This is a genomic window from Enterobacter sp. SECR19-1250, from assembly GCF_013391025.1.
Taxonomy (GTDB): Bacteria; Pseudomonadota; Gammaproteobacteria; order Enterobacterales; family Enterobacteriaceae; genus Enterobacter; species Enterobacter cloacae.
The window spans coordinates 1-4899 of the sequence record NZ_JACASJ010000186.1; the positions used below are offsets into that span (position 1 = coordinate 1).

A 4899-nucleotide genomic window follows, 5' to 3' on the forward strand; every position below is an offset into this window, starting at 1 on the left:
CATCGTGCTTTTCATTTTTCTGGGGAACCCTCAGCCCACAGGGAGAGGGAATTACATTCGCCCCCCCTAGCCAAACCGCCTTTCCCCCGCTACACTCCTTTCATCCATTAACCCACTGAATATATAAGGAGGCCAATTATGCTGTACTGTGAAATTTTCAATGTTTCACATGCATTTGGTGATCGCACCAGCTCAAGCGTTATCGGTATCGTGCTGCGATAACTTCTGCTTGAGCGAAGACACCAACCCCTGAAATCCCTTCTCTCGGGCTTACTGAGTTATCGTCAGCGATGTTTGACGAGGCATAAACATGCCTGTAACTCTTGGGTAAGCAACAATGAGCACTTTACTCACTGCACAATCTTTACGTGTTGATACGGCGTTTGGCACGCTCTTCGACTCCCTCTCCTTTACGCTGAAAAAAGGCGACCGCATTGGCCTGCTGGGCGACAACGGCTGCGGCAAAAGTACGCTGCTGAAGGTGCTGGACGGCACAGACTCTCCCGCTGCCGGAAGCGTCGCGCTGGCCGGACACTGTCTGATGGCGCGCGTTGAGCAACATCTGCCAGAAGCCATTTATCCCCTGACCATGCTGGATGCCGTGCTGGCGCAACTGCCCACGACTGAGCGCGAGAGCCTGCGCTGGAAAGCTGAAACGCTGCTGGCGGGTATGGGCTTTACGCCGCAGGACATGGCCTTAACGTCGGCGACGCTGAGCGGCGGGCAACACACGCGTCTCCTGCTCGCGCGGGCGTTGATCGGCGAGCCGGACCTGTTACTGCTGGACGAGCCGAGCAACCACCTCGATTTGCCTACCATGCTCTGGCTGGAGCAGTTTTTACAGAACTGGTCCGGCAGCTTTGTACTGGTCTCGCACGACAGGCAGTTGCTGGATGCCGTCACCAACGGCAGCTGGATCCTGCGCGATAAGATGCTGCACTACTTTGCCCTTCCCTGCACCGCCGCGCGCCAGGCGCTGGTGTCGAAAGACGAAAGCGATGCGCTGCGGCATAAGGCGGAGCAAAAGGAGATCGACCGCGTAACCGCCAGTGCCAGACGGCTGGCCACCTGGGGCAAGGTCTACGATAACGAAGATCTGGCCCGCAAAGCCAAACAGATGGAAAAACAGGTCGAGCGGCTAAAAGAGAGCCAGACAGAGCTCACCGCAGGCAGTCCGTGGACGTTAACCCTGCGTGGTGATGCCCTGCGGGCAGACCGGCTACTGGAGATGGAAAACCTCGGCGTACCGCCTGCACCCGGGTTGCCCGATCTATTTCACGTCGACATTGCGCGGCTTAAAAGTGGCGATCGCGTGGCTATCGTCGGGCGTAACGGCTGCGGCAAATCATCGCTGATGAAGCTCATCTGGCGGCATTTCTCAGGTGAACCGTCAGAGGCTGGGCTAAAACTCCATCCTCGCGTGTCGCCAGGCTATTACGACCAGACGCTGAATCAGCTTCCGGATGAGGCAACGATCTTCGACGCGCTGGAGCCTTTTGCGCCAGCGCCACAGGATCGCAAGATGGCGCTTATCAGCGCCGGGTTCCCGTGGGCGCGTCACGGGCAAAAGGTCAGCACCCTCAGCGGCGGGGAGCGTTCGCGCCTGCTGTTTGTCGGCCTGACGCTTGCCCGTTATAGCCTGCTGATGCTGGATGAGCCTACCAACCACCTGGACATGGAAGGCAAAGAGGCGCTGGCCACTACCCTGCAACAGTTTGACGGCGGAGTGCTGCTGGTCAGCCATGACCGGCAGCTGATCGCCCAAAGCTGCAATCGCTTCTGGCTGATTGAGGACGGTTTGCTGAGCGAATGGCATGACGCCGAAGCGGTGTTCGAACGGCTGCGTGAACGCACAAGCCTGATGGCGTCGTCGGCGTCACCCGCAGTCGCGGATGTTAAAGCGCAAGCCTCGGACGATCTGCTTGAAAGGCTGATCGCGCTGGAAACGCTACTCGCAGAAGACCTGGCGCGTAAGCCTAAGCATCAGAAACCACATCTGCAGGCGCAATGGCGCAAAGAGATTGAGGTGATAGAAGCAAAACTGTAGATCTGTGCCCGGCGAGCTTCTCGCCGGGCCAGTGAATTCCCCCCTAATTATTAGAGGATCGCTGTATTCTTAATCTGAAATCGCATCAATTGGTGACATTATGTTGCCGCCGCCTTGCATAACTCCTCTAAACTATTAATCCTTAAGTAGTATTCCCCTGCGATACACATACCCATCAAAAACAAGGAGAAACCTATGAAGGCTGCTGTTGTTACACAGGATCATCAGGTCAATGTTACCGAAAAAACCTTACGCCCACTGAAGCACGGCGAAGCCCTGCTCAAAATGGAGTGCTGTGGCGTTTGCCATACTGACCTCCACGTCAAAAATGGCGATTTCGGTGATAAAACCGGTGTGATCCTGGGCCACGAAGGGATTGGGATCGTGAAAGAAGTTGGGCCTGGCGTGACGTCACTGAAAGTCGGCGACCGTGCAAGCGTCGCGTGGTTCTTTGAGGGCTGCGGCCACTGTGAATACTGTAATACCGGCAACGAAACCCTGTGCCGCGATGTGAAAAACGCCGGTTATTCCGTTGATGGCGGCATGGCTGAAGAGTGCATTGTCACCGCGGATTACGCGGTAAAAGTGCCTGACGGGCTGGATTCCGCTGCGGCCAGCAGCATAACCTGTGCCGGCGTCACCACTTACAAAGCGGTAAAAGTCTCCCATATCAAGCCGGGCCAGTGGATTGCGATCTACGGCCTGGGCGGACTGGGTAACCTCGCGCTGCAGTATGCGAAAAACGTCTTCAACGCCAAAGTCATCGCTCTTGACGTTAACGACGAACAGCTGAAGCTGGCTGCAAGCATGGGGGCAGACTTAACCATCAACTCCCGCAGCGAAGATGCCGCTAAAATCGTGCAGGAAAAAACCGGCGGCGCGCATGCGGCTGTTGTAACCGCGGTCGCGAAAGCAGCGTTTAACTCGGCGGTGGACGCGGTGCGTGCCGGTGGCCGCGTGGTGGCCGTTGGCCTGCCGCCGGAAGCCATGAGCCTTGATATCCCCCGTCTGGTGCTGGACGGTATCCAGGTGGTCGGCTCGCTGGTTGGTACCCGTCAGGATCTGCAGGAAGCGTTCCAGTTCGCTGCCGAAGGCAAAGTGGTGCCAAAAGTGACAATGCGCCCGCTGGAAGATATCAACGCCATCTTCAAAGAGATGGAACAGGGCCAGATACGCGGCCGCATGGTGATTGATTTACGCTCGTAACGGTCCGTACCCGCTAACCGCTCCGTTTATGGGGCGGTTTTTTATGACCACATTCCGGCACTCAGGCCAGCGCACGAGCATCAGACTTAGCCCGCCGGGCGCGCAGATAGCCATACACCAGCAGCGCGCTCATCGCCAGGAAGGATAATATCGCCGCCGGTAGCGTGACATAGCTCCAGCTAAAACCGAGCGTAATCATCATCCCACCAAAATAAGCACCAATCGCACTGCCCAGGTTAAACGCCATCTGTCCGCCTGCGGCACCAAGCATTTCCCCTCCTTTCGCATTTTGCAGCAGCAGAATTTGCAGTGGTGCTGAGAGTGCGAACAGCCCGGCACAGCAGATGAACCCCATCACCAGCGACGCGGTTTTCTGTTCGCCAAAGGCGAAAAGCAATAACAGTGAGGCGACAATCACCATATCGGTGGTGGCAGCAATACGTAGCGGGCTGAAACGGCCCGATAGTTTCCCGCTCAGCAGGTTACCCAGCACCATGCCGAGGCCCATTAACATCATGATGATCGTCATCAGCCCCTCGGAGAAGCCAGAGACATTGACCATAAACGGCTTCACAAAACTGAACCACGCAAAAACGCCAGCGTTGCCAAACATGGTGGCGGCGAAAATCAGCCACGGCTCCGGTTTTTTCAGGAAGTGAAACTGCTCGGTGAGTTTTATTTCTGATGCGTCATGAAGGTTTGGTACCCACACCAGCACCGAGAGGATCACCAGCGCGTCAAACAGGGCTATCAGGAAAAAGGTATAGCGCCAGTTGAATGTATGCCCCAGCCAGGTTCCAAACGGAACCCCCACCAGATTCGCCACGGTCATCCCGGCGATCATCCCCGCCACGGCCACCGTCACCTTACCCGGTGGCGCTATTTTCGAGAGGATAATCGCCCCCACACCGAAAATTGCGCCGTGCGGGAACCCCGAGATTAAACGCCCTGCCGCCAGCCAAAAATAGGATGTGGAAAAGGTAAACATCGCGTTGCCCACCGCACACAGGGCAACCAGAAACAGCAGCGTGGTTTTTAACGAGAACTTACTGGAAAACAGCGCCACAATCGGCGCGCCAATCACCACGCCAAAGGCGTAAAACGAAATCATATTTCCGGCGGAGGGAATGGAAATACCGGTATCATGCGCCAGTTCCGTCAGGACACCCATAATGCCAAATTCAGCCATGCCCAGGCCAAACGTGCTAAGGGCTAACGAGAAAATTGTCTTTTTCATACCACAACCACGAGTGAAAATTCGCAGCGAGCATTATTGAATAATCTTGTATGGTGAGCCAGTTCAAATCAGCAGACTGACACGTTAATCCATTAATTCAGGTGAATTACACTTCTTAATGCGGCCTCGCTTCTTCCCCGCGACCGGACAACCTGAGGATGACAATCATGGCAAGTAATAAGAAAACCAGCGTCGCTGTTGATGTCGTTAAAAATGCCCCTCTGAAAACAAAAGAGTATGAAAAAGAGCTTCGTCGCCTTCACGTTGAACTGGTCAAACTCCAGCAATGGGTTGTCGCCAAAGGATTGAAAGTCTGCATCGTGTTTGAGGGACGCGACGGGGCCGGTAAAGGCGGGAGGCTTTGTTGAATAAATCAGATTTCGGGTAAGTCTCCCCCGTAGCGGGTTGT

General features: G+C 55.5%; 3 protein-coding genes and 1 pseudogene. 3 read left to right on the forward strand and 1 reads right to left on the reverse strand.

All coding sequences use genetic code 11. From position 1 onward, the window contains the following. Positions 1 to 337: 337 nt before the first annotated feature. Together HX884_RS25275 and adhP are read left to right on the forward strand one after the other, a co-directional pair. Positions 338 to 2047 carry an ABC-F family ATP-binding cassette domain-containing protein gene (locus HX884_RS25275; protein WP_178328965.1) on the forward strand — a complete coding sequence of 570 codons (1710 nt, stop codon included), beginning with the start codon at positions 338 to 340 and terminating at the stop codon, positions 2045 to 2047. Between the two features lie 195 nt (positions 2048 to 2242). Then, positions 2243 to 3253 carry an alcohol dehydrogenase AdhP gene (gene adhP / locus HX884_RS25280; protein ID WP_013096530.1) on the forward strand — a complete coding sequence of 337 codons (1011 nt, stop codon included), beginning with the start codon at positions 2243 to 2245 and terminating at the stop codon, positions 3251 to 3253. 61 nt (positions 3254 to 3314) lie between these two features. On the opposite strand, the gene araJ is transcribed toward adhP, so the two are convergent. After that, positions 3315 to 4490 carry an MFS transporter AraJ gene (gene araJ, locus HX884_RS25285; RefSeq protein ID WP_129327331.1) on the reverse strand — a complete coding sequence of 392 codons (1176 nt, stop codon included), beginning with the start codon at positions 4488 to 4490 and terminating at the stop codon, positions 3315 to 3317. Positions 4491 to 4657: 167 nt separating this feature from the next. On the opposite strand from araJ, the pseudogene HX884_RS25290 reads away from it, so the two are divergent. Then, positions 4658 to 4852: pseudogene (locus tag HX884_RS25290) on the forward strand (polyphosphate kinase 2); the annotation flags it as partial. Positions 4853 to 4899 lie beyond the last annotated feature (47 nt).